This is a genomic window from Nonomuraea roseola (assembly GCF_039535395.1).
In the GTDB taxonomy this organism is placed as follows: domain Bacteria; phylum Actinomycetota; class Actinomycetes; order Streptosporangiales; family Streptosporangiaceae; genus Nonomuraea; species Nonomuraea roseola.
Window position 1 is genome coordinate 1,982,011 of sequence record NZ_BAAAXC010000015.1, and the last position, 15,136, is coordinate 1,997,146.

The following is a 15,136-nucleotide window of genomic DNA, read 5'->3' on the forward strand; positions in this document are numbered from 1 at the left end:
CGTGCACGCGCCCCCGGGAGTGGGTCAGCGGGCGAGGACGGTGTCGAGGCGCTCCTTGCGCAGGCGGTCGTACCAGCTGTCGTCGATCGGCGCGAGCGTGCTGCCCACCGCCCACTCCAACAGCAGGTCGGCCAGCGCGGGGTTGCGGGCGAGCGCCGGGCCGTGCAGGTAGGTGCCGACGACGTGCCCCGCGTAGCAACCCTCGAAGCCGTCGCCGTTGCCCGTGCCGACCAGCGTGCGCGACAGCGGCTTGACGCCGGGCCCCAGGTGGGTGACGCCCATGTGGTTCTCGAAGCCGGACAGCGTGGGCAGGTTGAGCTCGCTGTCGACCTCGGCCACCAGTTCGCCGACCGCGCGGGCGGGCCCGCGGGTGCTGGAGATGTCGAGCAGGCCGATGCCGTCGACCGGCTGGCCCTCCTCGCCGCCGAACGTGCTGCCCATGATCTGGTAGCCCGCGCAGACCGCCAGCATGGAGGCGCCCCTGGCGATGGCGCGGTGCAGGCCGCCGTCCTTGCGCAGCCGCTGGGCCGCGAGGATCTGCGGCCTGTCCTCGCCGCCGCCGATCAGGTAGACGTCGCCGGTCTCGGGCACCGGGTCGGAGGAGCGGACGTGGACGGTCTCGACCTCGATCCCCCTGCGGCGGGCGCGCTGCTCGAGGACGAGCACGTTGCCCTGGTCGCCGTAGGTGCTGAGCAGGTCGGGGTAGATCCAGACCAGGCGCAGGGAGCTGTCAGACGGCACGGCCGAACTCCGATCGGATCTGCTGGAAGGCGGTGTAGTTGGCGATCACGTCGAGGCGTCCTGGCGGGATCGCGTTGAACGCCTCGGTGAAGCTCTCACACAGCTGGAAAGGCACGTCGGCCACGTCGAGCCTGAGCGCCAGGTCGAGACGGCGCTCCCCCGTGATGTAAACGGGACGGCCGCGCAGGATGCGGTAGTCGACGTCCCACAGCCATGAGGTGTCGCGCCCGTCGGGGCCCTGGGCGTTGACCGACAGGATGATCGGCAGCGAGGGGTCGGAGACGTCGAACGCCTCCAGCCAGCCCGCGGGGTTCTTCGACAGCAGCAGCCGCGCGGCCCGCCCGTCACGCTGGACGGTGGTGTAGCGGCCCGCGACCGAGGTGACCTCACGCAACCTGGGCAGCGCCGACTGCACGTGCAGCCCGAACGCCTCGGCCACCGCGAGCGCCATCGCGCCGTTGGAGCGGTTGGCCAGGCCGGGCAGCTGCAGGTCGAGCACCCAGCGGTCGCCGCGAGGGTCGATCACCGCGTCGTCGTCGAGCACCCAGTGGGGCTCGGGCCTGTGGAAGGTGCACTCGCGGCACGCCCAGTCGGCGCCCTTCCGGTCGAGCGGCCCGCCGCACTCGGGGCAGCTCCAGGAGTCTTCCTTCCAGCGCTGGCCACCGGCGACCCAGGTGACCTTGGCCGCGGTGGAGGCGCCCCAGGTGACCAGCGGGTCGTCGCAGTTGGCGATCACGTGGGTGGGCTTGCCTGACAGCGCCCTGCGCCACTTCTGGGCCAGCAGCCAGATCTCGGCGGCGCGGTCCATCTGGTCGCGGCTGAGGTTCATCAGGCAGACGACGCTGGCGCCGGTGGTGTCGAGGACCTCGGGCAGGTACTTCTCGTCCACTTCGAGCACGCCGTACGGCGCGGCCTTGTTGGCCGACAACGCGGAGACGTGACCTGCGGGCATGTTGGCGCCGAACGCGTTGGTGGCCACCTCGCCCAGCTCGGTCAGCGCCGAGGTGATGAGGCGCGTGGTGGTGGTCTTGCCGTTGGTCGCGCTGACGAGCGCGAGCTTGCGGTCCCTGGCCAGCTGCTTGAGCAGGTCGGGCTCGAGCACCAGGCCGACGCGCCCGCCGATCACGGACCCGTCACCACGCCCGGTGACCCTCGACAAGGTGGCGGCGGTGCGCCCCAGGACACTCGCGAGCTGGGCCCGCAGCGGAAGCTGGGTCATGCTGACCGATCCTAGTCGACCCGCACAGGCCGTCACCCTCCCGACGTCCACGCCCGCAAGGGTTCTCGAGGACGAACCACCCCATGACCACCCGCAACCTCGCCGCCGCCCTCACCCCCGGCACCAGAAGACCGAACCTCTCCAGGCGACGGAGCCGAGCGACGAGGGGGCGACCTGGAACGCCGCGTCAGGAGCGGGGGGTGGGCGAAGGGCGGGGGGTGTGGGAGGGGGGCAGGGGGCCGGGGCAGGAGCCCCACAGGCCCTTGCGGGCGGCCCTGGCCTGCCTCTCCAGGCTCGCGAACTCCTCCGCGTGCGCCACGTTGGGCCGCACCCGCAGGGCGAAGGCGTTCCCCTCGGCCAGCTGCCTGGCGTTCACGAACTCCCCCGACGCCGTCCACACGTACCGCAGCTGACGGCGCTGGTCGTCGAACCTGCGCCTGTCGAAGGCCAGCGCGACCGTCGATCCGCGCGGCACCATCCGCAGGAGCGCCGACGTCGACTCCCTCGCCCAGCACCGGGGCCTGGGGCGGGTCTCGGGAGCGTCAAGGCCGATCAGCCTGACCCGCTGCTCGCGTCCCCTGCGCCGTCCCTCGAGCGGCGACACCACGAGGGTGTCGCCGTCGGTCACCCACACCACCGTCGCCCGCTCACGCACCCCCTCCGGCGGTGCGACGACGGGCGCGGGGGCAGTGGAGCGCGTCAGGTAGAACGCGCTCCCCACCAGGGCGAACCCGGCCAGCAGGGCCAGGGCGGCCACGGTCCGTCGCACACCGTGACACCTACCCCTGATCGGCGAAGGCGATCTCGGCGGGACCCTCCCCGTCGAACGGCAGGACGAAGCGCCTGGGCCAGGACAGCACGCTCTCCAGCCAGCCCGCGCCCATCGTCTGGCCCACGTGCCTGATCCTGGCGGCCTGCTCGACCCCGACGGCCACCGTGCCGATGTCACGCTGGATCCCCGCGTTCTCGTCGTCGCCGAGGATGACCCGCCAGGCCAACGCCCTGTTGTGGTCCATCTCCATGGACAGCGGATGGTGGCGAAGCGCCCTGGCCCTGTGCCCGAGCAGGTCGGTGGGGGCCCCTGCGCTGCCGAAGAGCGCGTACTCCATCGGCGGCGCGGGGCTGCGCAGGTCGGGGGCGGGCCTGCCGTACGGGAAGAGCCTGTCGACCTCGTGCAGCCAGCGCACCTGCGGGATGACCCAGGAGTGCCCGGGACGTTCGCCGCCCGCCTCCATCGCGTCGAGCAGACGCAGCGCCGACGCGGCGGCCTGCTCGGTCAGCAGCGCGGGATCGAACCAGCTGCGCAGCGACCAGGCCCGCCGGGTGACCGAGCGCTCGACGAGCGTGGCGAGCAGGCACTCCCTGCGCCGCGACGGCAGCTCGCTCCACGCGCCCGCCAGGTGGCGCGGCACGCCGGGCAGCGGCCTGTTGCTGACGTAGGCGAGCACGACCGTGTCGCACCAGATGCGCAGCCACGCCCACTCGGGGGCGTCGGCCAGCAGATCGGCCTCGCGCAGCTCGACCAGCGTGCAGGCCTGGCCCGTACGGCACTGCGTCCCGCACGCCGCCGAGCGCCTGCCCCTGATGGGCGGCGGCGGCCCCGCGATCGCCTTCTCCCTGTCCTCGCCGAGCGGCACCTGGATGCGCAGGGGCCTGTCCATGCCGTCGGCGAAGACGGCGGCGACGCCAGGCTGGAGCGAGACGACCTGGCGCGACTGCTCGTCGTTGAGGTTCATGGCCGCGCCGACCAGCGCCCTGTCGTCGGCGGCGGGCAGCCTGTGGACGACCTTCAGCGCCGTGTTCTTCACCACGTCGGAGATCAGCTTGGTGGGGATCTGCTCGGCGACGACGAGGCCGGAGCCGTACGCCCTGATCTCGGCGAGCATCCCTGCCAGCAGTTCGACCGCGTGGGTGGCGGCACGCCCAGCGCCCCGGTCGCGCAGCAGCCGGTGCGCCTCCTCGATGACGATCACGTGCCGCAGCCCGCTCGCCCGCTCGCCCCTCGCCCGCATCCGAAGGTGCTCGACGATGCGAATGATCAGCGTGCCCATGAGGAACGCCTTGTCCTCGTCGTTGGCCACGTCCTCGATGGCAAGCACGACGTTGCGCTGGAGCAGCCCGCCGATGTCGGCGGGGTGTCCGCCCTCGAAGAAGCGCCCGGCCGAGCCGACCCGCAGCGAGCGCAGGCGCAGCGAGATGAAGCCCTCGACGTCGGCCTGCACCTCGCGGCCGTAGCCGATCTCCCTGATGACGTCCATGGCGTGGTGCTGGAGCTGCTCCAGCGTCGGCACCGAGGGCGGCACCTTGGAGCCCGGCACCGCGCCGCCCGTGACGACGTCCCACCCGTTGGCCTCGTAGACGCGCTGCAGCGCCATCGACATGATCTGGGGGAACGGCTCCTCCGCGTCGAAGGCGGCCATGAACAGCGCTCTGACCATGTCGATGTGCGCCTGCACGGGATAGCCGGGCTCGGGCTCGAGCGGGTTCACGCTGAACGGCACGGTGTCGGGGGCCGAGGGGTTGATGACGGTGACGGGCTCGGCGACGCGTCCCGCCATGGCGGCGTACTCCGACTTGGCGGGCTCGATGGCCAGCCAGGGGATCTTGGCCACGCTCAGCTGTTCGAGCAGGTGCCTGACGGTCTGCGACTTGCCCGAGCCCGTCGCCCCTGTGACGAAGGCGTGCCTGTTGAGCGTGGCGAGCGGCACCCCGAACGAGCCGACGGTCCTGTCGTGGCCGTCGAGGATGGAGCCGAGCTCCAGCTCTCCCGTGGCCTCCGACGTCACGTCGAAGAAGCCGGGGTCGAGCACCCGCACGCCGGGGACCTCGCGTCTGGGCAGGCCCGCGAGGGCGGCCAGCGTGCCCGCCGTCGCGGCGAACGGCACGGCCGCGCCGTCGCCGGGATCCTGCATCGCCGCCGACAGCGCCTCGGTCAGCGCGCCCGCGGCGGGCAGCGCGGTGCGCAGGCGGTAGGGGTGGTGGCTCAGCTCGACCGAGCCGACCAGCACGGGCGCGATCTGCCGCAGGTCCTCGGGGGTGGCCGCGCCCGCGAGCACCCTGACGTTCCACAGCCCCGCCTCGCGGAAGGCGTCGAGCTCCTGGATGCGGCGCTCGGCCCGCTCGGCGTCGAACCTGGAGCGCTCGGAGGCGTCGCCGTACTGCCTGAGCACGTTGAGCTGGGTGCGCAGATGCGCCACCTCGGTCTCGAGCAGGTCGGTCGGCTCGGCCACCACCAGCCACGCGAAGGGCCTGGACATCAGCGTGACCAGCGTCGACTCGAAGAGCGTCGGCTCGGTGGGCGCGGCCTCGCGGCGGTTGTCCAGCGGCGGGGCCTGCCGCCCTGGGCACGGCACCCACACGAGGTCGCCGAGGTCGGTCAGGTAGTCGTCGGCCAGCCGCTCGCCACGGGCTCCGCTGGGAAACAGCAGCGCTCCCCGCATCGGCCCCGCGTTGGTGACCAGTTCGAGGGGCGCGCCGCCGCCGCGCGACACCCACCCGATCACGAAGGGCCTTCCGTGCTGCGCGGCGGAGAGCACGGCCGGCAGCACGGTGACGAAGTCCCACTCCACCGACGAGGCGCGGGCGGGCGCGGCGATCGACTGGATGCGGTACCACGGACCAATCAGCACGTCTTTACCTCCTGGGAACTCTCACGAGAACGCGCGCGAGCGTCGGAGGAGGAGGAGACGCACGTTCCATCTGAGAAAGTCCGCCGATGATCAAGCTGACACCCGGGAGTTGGCCATCTTCTTACCCCTTCTTGCGCCAGTCGAGGCGCTGAGGGGGCGGGCCGAGGTTGGGCGGGGGCTCCTCCGGGTCGGCGGGCTCGTCCATGCCGAGCACCGCCTCACGGACCTGCTCCAGCTCGCCCAGCGTGGTCCTGGGGAAGGTGAGGATCGCGGGGTTGGCGTCGGCCAGCCGTACTCTCCGGCCCTCGGCTGTGGCGTCCGTGACGATCACCGAGGTGGTGGGCAGCTGCTGGAGCTGGTGCGGCTCGACGAGGAACTCCCTCGAACGCTGCAGGACCCGCTCCTTCTCGCCGATCTTGTCGGCGGTCCTGCCCCACTCGGTGGACTCGGTGATGTCCTCCTTCAGGTCGGTGCCGCTGTCGGCCCGCTCCTCGACGCCCTCCTCGACCTGGTCGATCGTGGAGGTGTAGGGGGTGCCGTTGAGGCCGGCCACGGAGGCGCTGATCGTCTCGGTGAGCTGGGCGAGCTCGAGGCGGTGCTCGGTGCCGACGTGCTCGCTGGCCACCCGCGCGTCCTCGGCGTTGCCGAGCCGCATGAACGCCACCGCCGCGTGCCCCCTGCCCAGCCGCTCGCGCACGGTCGGCGTCAGCGACCTGTAGGTCAGCACCAGCCCGGTCCTCGACGTCTCGCAGGCGTCCATCAGCCTGTCGAGCACGTCACCGCGCAGCTTGTCCGCGCCCGCGACGATGATCGTGTGGTACCACGGCCGGTCGGAAGCGGGCGACTGGCGCAGGATGTGGGTGAGCGCGGTGGCCACGTACGTGCCCAGCACGCGGTTGCCGAACACCCCGGCCTGCCTGTCCATGCTGACCACGCGCAGGCGGGCGGGCGGCAGCCGTACGGCCTCGGTGCCCAGGGTCTCCAGCTTGCGCAGCTGCGACTCCAGCGCCCACGCCCTTTCGATGACCACCCTGTCGCTGACGCCCCTGCCGAACATGGTGCCGATGCGCTCGAGCTGCTCGGCGGTGATGAGGCCGTACTTGAGGTCATCGCGAGGGTCGCCCACCTGCGCCAGCGCCCGCAGGGCGGCCGTCACCTGGGCGATCGTCGCGTTCTCCCCGAGCACGTCGAGGACCCGCTCGAGGATCGCGTTGTCGAAGCTGAGGTCGCGCGTGGTGCGGTGCTCCTCGCTGACGCTCACCACGTGCGCCAGCACGTCGGCGAAGGCCTCGGGCTTCAGCGTCGCCCCGAGGTCGAGCTTGGGCAGGTCGACAGGCAGCACCCACACCAGCGGGTCGTCGCCGCCTCTGCGGGCCAGCTCGATCAGGTCCTTGGCGATGGCGCCCTCGGACAGGTCGAGCACGGTGAGGTGCCCTCCGCTGTAGAGCCGGGTCGCGCCGAGCAGCGTCACCAGCGCCGACCAGCCGGGCAGCGTGCCGCCCGCCACGTCGACGCGATCGATCTCGTCGGGTACGGCGACCGCGTACCAGGTCAGCTGCCTGTCGTGGCGGTCCTTGAGCTCCTGCCACTCGCGGTAGCGCTCGGCGTGCTCCTCCTGCGCCCTGAACAGCTCCTTGTCGCGTTCCTGCCTGACGCGGTCGTCCCTGGCCTGCTGCTCCTGCACGCGGTAGCGGACCGCCCTGTCGCCCTGCAGGACGGCGTAGCTGCAGATCGCCGCCACGCCTCCGGCCGCGACCAGGCCGATGATCGCGAACGACCAGTTGAGCACGCCCGCGACGGCGGCCCCCAGGATGAGCACGGCGAGCACCGCCATGAACGTCCTGAAGATCTTCACGGGGCGGTTGAGCAGGTCCTCCTGCATCCGCTCCCTGCGCACGAGCTCGGGATCGGGCTTGCTCTCCCGCTGCGGCTCGACGAAAGGAGAGGGACGTTTGGGCGGCGGCCCCGGATCTGGGTGCAGCAGGACGTACTGCCAGCCCAGGTAGATGCGATCCGCCTGGAGCTGCGCCTGCTCGGGATGCACGTCCGCCACGTGACCCTCCGGCCGCCCTATCTCATTAGTAGTGCCCAAGCCTACGAGTTACACCACCGGTTCCGGCAGGGTTCCCGGCAATTCACCCAGCAGATGGGAGCATTGCGGCAGATGGTGCAACTGTGACCTATTACCATCGTTGCCCATGACGGAACCCTCCTCAGGCGACGACAGCCCACGGCGTCCCGTTCTGGTGCCCGCGGTGGGTTTGGTCCTGGCCACAGGGCTGGGCATCACCGCCCTCCTCGGCGGCCTGAACGAGGTACCTGATCCCAACCCTCCTCAGTACACGAACGGCCAGGAGCTCGACCAGGGCCGCTTCAAAACTCAGTTCGTCGAGGCCAGGGAGTCTGTGCAGAAGCCCAGGTTCACCGGTGACGAGGCCAAGCGCTTCATCGAGCTCGTCTTCAAGGTGACCAACCAGGGCAAGGAGACGGCTCGCGTCGGCATACCGCCGGCGAAGATCGAGGGCGCCTTCGCCCTCGACAGCTTCGCAGGCTCGCTGGTGAAGGTGTCTCCGTCGCTCAAGCAGCAGTACGGTCCCTACGCCTACGCCGTCTCGAAGGGTGTCCAGAGCGAGCAGCTTCAGCCGGGCGTGACGACCACGGTGATCGTCCGCTACGACCTGCTGGGGGACGCTCCGGCTCCGGAGAAGGTCACGTTGGACGTCGCGAGCTTCGAGTGGAAGCCGGGCTTCAATGATCCCTCCTTCGCGTGGCGGATGGTCTCCGACGAGGTGGACGACGCGTTCTTTCCTGAGGTCAAGGCGCGCATCACGCTCGATGTGAAGGGACAGGGCTCCGCATGACCGCCACGCAGGAACGCTCGGCTCCCCCGCGCCGGTCGCGGCGGGCGGCCAGGGGCAGGGCCGGCTCTCGCACACTCAGCGCGATCGCCGGGCTGGTCCTGGTGGCCGCCGCAGTGGGCGTGCAGACCCTCGGCCTGACCCCGAACGACCGGCGCGCTCCCATCTCGACGACGGGCAGCCTGGGCGAGGATGTCGACACGGGCAGGTTCACCGTCAGGGTCGACAAGGTCGCCGGGGCGAGAGCCGTGGAGACCCTGTCGGCCGAGCCGGTGGCGACAGAGCAGCTCTTCGTCGTCGTGACGGCCTCTGCCACCTCCGCCAAGGAGCCACTGAAGCTCGGCCAGCCGCGACTGATCACGCCCGACGGTGTCTCCTATGAGGCCACCGACAAGATCCCTGCGACGAACACCCTGGCCAACCCCTGGGTCCAGCCCGGCTTCTGGGTCAGCGGCTTCTTCGTCTTCGAAGTGCCCGCGTCCGCGGTGCAGGGGTCCAAGGTGGCCTTCGGCCTGCCCAAGAGCGCCCTCGTCGAGCCATTCGAGCCCGAGGCCGAGGTGGACCTCGGCCTCGACGAGGCGAAGGCGGCACAGCTCACCTCCGCGCCCCAGGACGTCTACCCGCTGAAGAAGAGCTGATGAGCACAGAACGCGACTGGTTCGCTCCCGCACCAGGGCCGACGCCCGGCCCAAGGAATCAGCCGGCTCCACCGCGCGGCTGGGATCCGCGTGGCGCCCCGCGAATGCCCCATCCCGACCAGCAGGTGTGGCCGCCTCCACCGGCTCCCGATCCCGTGGGAAGCAGCACGCAACCCATCCCTGCCCTGCCGAGCGCGGGGCCGCTACCGCAGCCGCCGCCGCAGAGGTCGCAGGACCCCTCTGCGCAGGACCGGTCCGCTTCGAACGACTCCTCCGCCGCCGTGCCTCCGCCCCGCAAGCCCCGCATCGTCCTGCAGGGACTCGGTGCCGTGCTCGCCCTCGCCGTGACCCTGGGCGCGATCACCTACGACGACTACCGTGCTTACAGGGTCAGGACCGGCGCGAACGAGATCACGCAGACCCACGTCGTGCAGCCCGGCCAGGCGATCACGCTGAAGCACATCTCGTGGAAGGCGAGCGTCGAGGCCATTCCTTCCCTGCCCGACGGAAAGAAGGCCGGGCCAGGGACGACCTACATGAAGATCATCATCACAAGAGCCGCCGCGGACCAGGAAGGCACCGTCAAGACCGCGAAGCCGGGGAAGATGAGGCTCGAGGACCGCCTAGGCCGCTCATGGGCGATCGAGGTAGGCGACGACGCCGTCCGCGGCGACAAGCTGGAGATCGGGCGGCCGTACCCGATCACCGCCTTCGCCCGGGTTCCGGCTGCCCAGGCCCAGGAGGTGGAGCTGGTGCTGCGGCCCTCCAACTACCGTTCAGACGTTCCCACCGAGAAGCTGATGACCACGAACACCGACCCGGACGACGTGGAGCTGCGGTTCAAGCGCTGACAGCCTGCCCCGAAAGCCTCGCCCTGGTGGCGGCCAGGTCGAACGTGGCCGCCATCAGGGCCATCGTGAGAACCGTCACGACGAGCTCCTTGACCATCTCGATCGGCGGCCCGATGAGCAGCCAGTACCAGGGAGTGCCCGAGCCGACCAGCGTGCGTACTCCACGCAGCGCGTACTCCGCCCCTACGTGGAGCGCCACGTAGGACAGGCACATCATGCCGAACAGCGCCGCGCCGCCCTTGAGCGTCAGGCGTAGGGAGTTGGCAAGCGGCACCCAGCGCTCCTGGAAGCCGCCTGTGACCCTGTCGAACGACTTCTGGGTGAGGTCATGGGAGCTCTCGAGCCTGTCGACCCCTCGCTCGAACCGTGTGCCTCGCAGCATGGTGCGCGTGTCGTCGGCGAAGGCGCCGAAGACGAGGATCGCCACCGTGAGCCACGTCAACGGCATCACCACGGCGTCGACGATGAACGGCCAGATCTCGCCGACCGCGCCCCAGACCGCCTCCCAGCCCGGAACGGTCTCCTTGGCCTGCGACCACACCTCGCCGGTCGTGGAGACCACGGACCTGTGCTCCATCCACTCCGACCGCGCGTCGGCAACCGCCACCGTGGCGTTCAAGCCGTAGAAGACGAAGGCGAATTCGGAGAAGGCCGCCGCGATGCCCGCGAACTTCCCTGTGCCCTTCTCCACCATCTTGGCGAAGAAGAGCTTCAGCGCGAAGGCGACCGCCATGGCGCCCAGCGACACCCGCCAGTCGAGGTCGACGAGCCCGCGGCCGACCACGGACTTGACTCCCTGGAAGGCGTCGGCCGCCACCTGGTCGATGTTGTGGAAGAAGTCGAGCTGGACGAACTCCCTGGCGTCCTCCCTGTGGAAGCTCCAGGTCATGTAGATCGCCGCGAACGTCGGGGCCACCCTGTCCATGGCCTTCCAGAACCGCTCGTCCGCCTCGCCGTCCGCCTGTCGCGCCCTGATCTCCCACAGCGCACCTCTCAGGGAGTAGAGCATCCCCGTGGTCACCGCCATGGAGGTCATGACGACCAGCGTGAGGAAGGTCATCGTCGCGACCAGCCGGACCTGGCGGAGGTCGCCGTAGGCGATCTCCGTGCCCGCGTACATCAGGCCGAACCGGACGGCCTCGCCCACGGAGAACCACATGATCAAGGGCAGCGCGCACTTGCCCGCGAGGCGTAGCGCGTGCAGGGGCAGCGAGAACGGTGACGGCATCCGCTGGGCCGGTGTCGGCGCAGGCCGGGGAGGTGCCGCCACACCAGACGATCCTGACATCTGGTGAATCGTAGCGTTACACGGTTAACAGCGGGAATGCGATCCTATAGTTGACTGTTCAACTACCCATGAACGAGATCGAGCGCTACCGCTTCGCCGAGCGTCTCCTCGGGATGAAGGACCCGCTCGGCGCCCTGATGATGCTGGAGCCGCTGCTCCAGGAGCACGGCGACGACCGCGGCCTGCAGGAGCTCGCCGCCCGCGCCTACTACCACTCCGCCCAGCTCGGCAGGGCGAGGCAGGCGCTGACTTCGCTGCTCGAGCGCGATCCCAGCGACCACTACGCCCGCTTCCTGCTCGGCAGGACGCTGGAGCGGTCGAGCCTGCTGACGGAGGCCCTGCCGCACCTGCGCATGGCCGCCGCCATGCACGCCGACCCCGACTACGCGGAGTCGGTCGGCAGGGTGGAGCGCAAGCTGGCCGCCTGAGCGGGCCGTACGAGCAGGTGCATGAGACCGCCCGCGACCAGGCCCCAGAAGGCCGAGCCGACGCCTGCCCAGGTGACGCCCGAGGCGGTCACGACGAAGGTGACGACCGCGCCCTCCCTGCCGTCGGCCCGCGTGAAGGCCGACGACAGGGCGGCGCCGAGCGCGGCGAAGAGCGCCAGCCCCGCGACCGCCTCCACCAGCACGGGAGGCGACAGGAGCACGAGAGCGGCGGCGGCGCTCGAGCAGAGGCCCAGCCCGATCATGGAGACCCCGGCCGTGACCGAGGCGATCCAGCGGCGGGAGGGGTCGGGCTCCGCCTCGGGCGAGGCGGCCAGGGCGGCGGTGATGGCGGCCAGGTTGATGGCGTGCCCTCCGAGGGGCGCGCCCACCGCGCTCGCCGCCCCTGTCGCCAGCAGCACGCCGCGCAGCGGCGGGCGGAAGCCGTAGCCGGACAGGACGGCCATGCCCGGCACGTTCTGCGCCGCCATGGTGACCAGGAAGAGCGGCACCGCGATCCCGACGATCGAGGGAAGGGTGAAGACCGGCACGGTGATCTCGATCACCGGCGCGACCTCCAGACCGGCGGGCCGCGACGTCAGCGCGATGGCCGCGACGGCCGTCAGCAGCGCGCCGGGCACCGCCCACGTGCGGGCGAACCTGTAGAGCAGCGCCCAGACCAGGATCACGGGGCCCGCGAGGTACGGCACGTCGAGCATGGCGTGCACCGGCGCCAGACAGAGCTTGAGCAGGACACCGGCGAGCATCGCCGCCGCGATGGGCCCGGGGATCGCCGCGATCGCACGGCCGAGCCACGGCACCAGCCCCGCGGCCATGATGAGCGCCCCGCACACCACGAAGGCGCCCACCGCCTCGGCGAACGAGCCTCCCGCGCCCATCAGGAGCGCCGCGCCAGGGGTGGACCAGGCGATGGCGATGGGCATCCGGTGGCGCAGGCCGAGCGTGATGGAGACCACGCCGACGGCGACGCAGAGCGCCAGCAGCCCCGAGGCGGCCTGCCGCTCGTCGGCGCCCACCCCGCGCAGTCCGGCGAGGACCACGGTGAACGAGCTGGCGAATCCGACCAGGGCGGTCACCACTCCGGCGACGATCGGGCGGGCGCGTTCCATATATGGAACAGTAACAGATCGGGCAGGATGACTCCCATGAGCGCGATCGACGGGGACCTGCGCGAGGTCGGAGCCAGGCTGCGCCGCATGCGTGAAGAGCGCGGCCTCTCACTGTCGGAGCTGGCCAGGCGGGCGGGGGTGGGCAAGGCGACGCTGTCGGGGGTGGAGACTGGTGTGCGCAACCCCACCCTCGACACCCTGTGGGCGATCACCGCGCAGCTCGGCGTGCCCATCGCCGCCGTCCTCGGCACGCCCACCGAGTCCGTCGTGATGCGCGGCGAGGCGGTGGTGGCCACCCTGCTCGAGGTCTTCGAGGACGATGGCGTCACCTACGAGCTCTACCGGATGCGCGTGCCGCCCGGGGGCACCCAGACCTCGCCCGCCCACCACGAGGGCGTGACCGAGCACATCACCGTCTTCACCGGCACGCTCAGCGCGGGCCCGCTCGACTCTCCGCAGGTGGCGGGGCCCGGCGGCTACCTCACCTGGCGCTCGGACGTCCCGCACGGCTACGCGGCCGTGGGCGCGGAGGAGGTGCTCGCCTCCCTGCTCATCCGCTACCCGGCCACCAGGTGACCGTCGTCGACCAGCCACAGCCTGCCGTCGGGCAGCGCGCCGCGCAGCCCCTCCGTGGCCTCCTCCCCCGCCAGAGCGGGCAACTCGGGCACGGCCAGCCCGGCGAAGGCGATGGTCCTGGACGGCCGCCACACGCCGGTCGCCGCCAACCGCCTGCCCATGCCCTTCCACCCCTCGGGCTCGTCGGCCACCACCCAGAGATCGGGGTGCCCCGCGACCATCCGGCAGGCGGGCCGCAGCCACGACGCCGCCTCCTCAGGCCACGACACCACCTCCCCGACGAGCCCGCTCCTGGCCTCCCACTCCTCGACGAAAGCGCGCGCCCTGCCCACCGAGGCCGCCGACCGCCCGTGCCCGACGTTCACCAGCGTCGGATGGTGCTGGTCCACCAGCCGCAGCACCATGGTCAGCTCGGCGCCCAACCTGGCGCTCACGCCGCCACCTCCCCCGGCCTGCACGTACGGCATGCGCGGTAGCCCGCGGACTCCGCCTGAGCGACGCTGCGGAAGCCGTGCCTGTGCCTGGGCGTGATACGCCTGGCGTTGTGGCAGGTGGGGAAGCACACGATGCCGGTGGTGTCGCTGGCCAGGTAGAAGACGTTCTCCTGCGCGAGGTCGCGCAGCCCTTCGAGGTCCACGCCCTCGTGCCTGAGCAGCCGCTCCTTCGCCTCGGCGCCGAAGACGTACTCGCCGGGCGAGCCGTCGGACCTGACGATCCTGTGGCAGGGGATGAGCAGCGGGACGGGGTTGCGGGCCAGCGCGGTGCCCACCGCGCGTACGGCGGCGGGCCTGCCGATCTGGCGGGCGATCCAGGCGTAGGGCCGCACCTCGCCGCGCGGGATGCGCTGCGCGGCGGTCAGCACGTCACGCTGGAAGTCGCTCAGCTCTCGCAGGTCGAAGCGCAGGCCGGCGGCCTTCCCCGTGCGCAGCGCGGGCACCAGGCCGGCGGGCGGGCGATCGCCCTGCAGGAGCGGCCTGCCGTAGCGGGCCCTGAACTCCGCGGTGAAGCTCTCCCTCACGGCGGGGTCGTCGTGCGGGCCGTACCACCGCAGGAAGGCCACGCCCTGGTCGGTGGCGGCCACGGACACCTCGCCCAGCGGTCCCTCCACGCGGACCCAGCGGGCGGCGATCCTGTCGAGCAGTCCCTCGGGTGCGTCGGCCGTCAGGCCTGCGAGCCCGGAGAGCAACGGATCCTGGTTCATCGGGTCATCTCCCTCAGACGCTTGAGCCCGCGCGACACGTGCGACTTGACGGTGCCCTGCGGGAGTCCGAGCACCGTGGCCACCTCACTGACCGGCAGGTCGACGACGTGCCTGAGCACCACCGCGGCGCGCTGATCCTCGGGCAGCAGTCGCAGCAGCTCAGCCAGCTCTCCTCCGGTCTCACGCCGTTCGGCCGCCGCCTCCACGCCCTCGCCCGTGTCCACGGAGTCGACGGGCTCTTCCATCAGGTCGGGCGGCGGGTGGCGGACGCGGGTGCGCACGCAGTTGCGCCACACGTTCATGAGGATCGTCATCAGCCAGGGGCGCGGCTGCAACGCGGCGATGCGCTCGCGATCGTAACCCGCCACCGCCCGATAAGCGCGCAGGAACGCCTCCGCGGTCAGGTCCTCGGCATCGGCCCAGCGGCCGCTGAGCCGCAGCGCGGTCGAGAACACCAGCCCGCGATAGGTGCCGTACAGCTCGGCGAACCCCTGGTCGAGGTCGTCGATCAGCGCCTTCCTGACCGGGTCCAGGCAGTCGAGTCGGTTCACGTCCTCTACAACACCGCCGGGACCTGGAT

At 71.3% G+C, this 15,136-nt stretch carries 15 protein-coding genes; 5 read left to right on the forward strand and 10 right to left on the reverse strand.

Annotated features, from left to right (window positions below; translation table 11 throughout):
• Nucleotides 1-24: 24 nt before the first annotated feature.
• The 5 genes from ABFX55_RS32420 to ABFX55_RS32440 all read right to left on the reverse strand — a co-directional run bounded on the left by ABFX55_RS32420 (nt 25) and on the right by ABFX55_RS32440 (nt 7,642).
• Complete coding sequence (locus tag ABFX55_RS32420) at nt 25-741, reverse strand: type 1 glutamine amidotransferase (RefSeq protein ID WP_183651283.1); 717 nt, start codon at nt 739-741, stop codon at nt 25-27.
• Nucleotides 731-1,960 (reverse strand): MurT ligase domain-containing protein, encoded by a 1,230-nt coding sequence (locus ABFX55_RS32425; RefSeq protein ID WP_346126464.1) that lies wholly within the window; start codon nt 1,958-1,960, stop codon nt 731-733. Before ABFX55_RS32425 ends, ABFX55_RS32420 begins: the two co-directional genes overlap by 11 nt.
• Nucleotides 1,961-2,147: 187 nt before the next feature.
• Complete coding sequence (locus ABFX55_RS32430) at nt 2,148-2,729, reverse strand: thermonuclease family protein (RefSeq protein ID WP_346126465.1); 582 nt, start codon at nt 2,727-2,729, stop codon at nt 2,148-2,150.
• 10 nt (nt 2,730-2,739) lie between these two features.
• A complete protein-coding gene (locus ABFX55_RS32435; RefSeq protein ID WP_346126466.1) occupies nt 2,740-5,589 on the reverse strand; it encodes an ATP-binding protein in 2,850 nt (949 codons plus the stop codon).
• Between the two features lie 121 nt (nt 5,590-5,710).
• Nucleotides 5,711-7,642, reverse strand: coding sequence for a hypothetical protein (locus tag ABFX55_RS32440; RefSeq protein WP_346126467.1), 1,932 nt, complete (start codon nt 7,640-7,642; stop codon nt 5,711-5,713).
• Nucleotides 7,643-7,787: 145 nt separating this feature from the next.
• Between ABFX55_RS32440 and ABFX55_RS32445 the strand changes: the two genes are divergently transcribed.
• The 3 genes from ABFX55_RS32445 (at nt 7,788) to ABFX55_RS32455 (ending at nt 9,936) form a co-directional block, all read left to right on the forward strand.
• Nucleotides 7,788-8,450 carry a hypothetical protein gene (locus ABFX55_RS32445; RefSeq protein ID WP_346126468.1) on the forward strand — a complete coding sequence of 221 codons (663 nt, stop codon included), beginning with the start codon at nt 7,788-7,790 and terminating at the stop codon, nt 8,448-8,450.
• Nucleotides 8,447-9,085, forward strand: a complete 639-nt coding sequence (locus tag ABFX55_RS32450; RefSeq protein WP_346126469.1) for a hypothetical protein — start codon at nt 8,447-8,449, stop codon at nt 9,083-9,085. Before ABFX55_RS32445 ends, ABFX55_RS32450 begins: the two co-directional genes overlap by 4 nt.
• Before the next feature lie 281 nt (nt 9,086-9,366).
• Nucleotides 9,367-9,936, forward strand: coding sequence for a hypothetical protein (locus ABFX55_RS32455; RefSeq protein ID WP_346126470.1), 570 nt, complete (start codon nt 9,367-9,369; stop codon nt 9,934-9,936).
• Here the strand turns inward: ABFX55_RS32455 and ABFX55_RS32460 are convergent.
• Nucleotides 9,926-11,164 carry a hypothetical protein gene (locus ABFX55_RS32460; RefSeq protein ID WP_346126471.1) on the reverse strand — a complete coding sequence of 413 codons (1,239 nt, stop codon included), beginning with the start codon at nt 11,162-11,164 and terminating at the stop codon, nt 9,926-9,928. The genes ABFX55_RS32455 and ABFX55_RS32460 overlap by 11 nt on opposite strands.
• A gap of 128 nt (nt 11,165-11,292) precedes the next feature.
• Between ABFX55_RS32460 and ABFX55_RS32465 the strand changes: the two genes are divergently transcribed.
• Nucleotides 11,293-11,652 (forward strand): tetratricopeptide repeat protein, encoded by a 360-nt coding sequence (locus ABFX55_RS32465; RefSeq protein ID WP_312895678.1) that lies wholly within the window; start codon nt 11,293-11,295, stop codon nt 11,650-11,652.
• On the opposite strand, the gene ABFX55_RS32470 is transcribed toward ABFX55_RS32465, so the two are convergent.
• Nucleotides 11,607-12,779, reverse strand: a complete 1,173-nt coding sequence (locus ABFX55_RS32470; RefSeq protein WP_346126472.1) for a benzoate/H(+) symporter BenE family transporter — start codon at nt 12,777-12,779, stop codon at nt 11,607-11,609. The two genes, ABFX55_RS32465 and ABFX55_RS32470, sit on opposite strands and share 46 nt — an antisense overlap.
• A gap of 36 nt (nt 12,780-12,815) precedes the next feature.
• On the opposite strand from ABFX55_RS32470, the gene ABFX55_RS32475 reads away from it, so the two are divergent.
• On the forward strand, nt 12,816-13,355 hold the full coding sequence (locus ABFX55_RS32475) for a helix-turn-helix domain-containing protein (RefSeq protein ID WP_346126473.1): 540 nt from the start codon (nt 12,816-12,818) through the stop codon (nt 13,353-13,355).
• Here the strand turns inward: ABFX55_RS32475 and ABFX55_RS32480 are convergent.
• From ABFX55_RS32480 to ABFX55_RS32490, 3 genes are read right to left on the reverse strand one after another with little or no spacing between them, the layout of a single operon-like run.
• The gene (locus ABFX55_RS32480) at nt 13,337-13,789 is read right to left on the reverse strand and encodes a type 1 periplasmic-binding domain-containing protein (RefSeq protein ID WP_346126474.1); all 453 of its coding nucleotides are present in this window, start codon (nt 13,787-13,789) and stop codon (nt 13,337-13,339) included. The genes ABFX55_RS32475 and ABFX55_RS32480 overlap by 19 nt on opposite strands.
• Complete coding sequence (locus ABFX55_RS32485; protein ID WP_346126475.1) at nt 13,786-14,556, reverse strand: methylated-DNA--[protein]-cysteine S-methyltransferase; 771 nt, start codon at nt 14,554-14,556, stop codon at nt 13,786-13,788. The genes ABFX55_RS32480 and ABFX55_RS32485 overlap by 4 nt, the downstream gene beginning before the upstream one ends.
• Nucleotides 14,553-15,107 (reverse strand): RNA polymerase sigma factor, encoded by a 555-nt coding sequence (locus ABFX55_RS32490; RefSeq protein ID WP_312895680.1) that lies wholly within the window; start codon nt 15,105-15,107, stop codon nt 14,553-14,555. The genes ABFX55_RS32485 and ABFX55_RS32490 overlap by 4 nt, the downstream gene beginning before the upstream one ends.
• Between the last annotated feature and the right edge of the window lie 29 nt (nt 15,108-15,136).